Source organism: Marinomonas transparens (genome assembly GCF_016463975.1).
GTDB classification, from domain to species: domain Bacteria; phylum Pseudomonadota; class Gammaproteobacteria; order Pseudomonadales; family Marinomonadaceae; genus Marinomonas; species Marinomonas transparens.
Genome location: NZ_JAEMNX010000072.1, coordinates 1 through 509 on the forward strand (window position 1 = coordinate 1; position 509 = coordinate 509).

General features: G+C 40.3%; 1 pseudogene. It reads right to left on the minus strand.

Annotated features, from left to right (window positions below):
* Positions 1–310: 310 nt before the first annotated feature.
* Positions 311–509: pseudogene (locus tag I8J31_RS20690) on the minus strand (hypothetical protein); the annotation flags it as partial.

Genomic DNA, 509 nt, shown 5'->3' on the forward strand with positions numbered 1-509 from the left:
TAAAGCTAATGAAACAGTAGGTGGTACGGGGAAAGGTAATGAAACAGTAGGTGGTACGGGTAAAGGTAATGAAACAGTAGGTGGTACAGGTGAAAATGATGGAATAGTAGATGATATGGAAAGAAATTACACAGCATATTAAATAACACTTGTTAACAACAAAGCCCAATGAAAACTATATAATGGGAATTTGGGGTCAGATGAAAAACGACACGGTTTTTATCTGACCCAAATGCGCTTCTCTCCTTGAGTAAATAGTACTACTTGAGTAAAGCGCATTGTTCTTATCCGTTTTTTGGTTAAAACTCACTTAAAGCCGTTTTTTACGAATATTCACCATCAGCATTTTCGCCAATATCACCACCACAAAGATAGCCAGTAGGGCCATCTTTGTCTGCCGTGGATCTCTTGTTGATGGAGAGGTTTGCGTTGGGGGGCGCGCTTTGATGGCGTTACCTGATATCCAGTGGAATGGAAAGCCGTTTACGGAATAAGTAGTTGGTAAATGA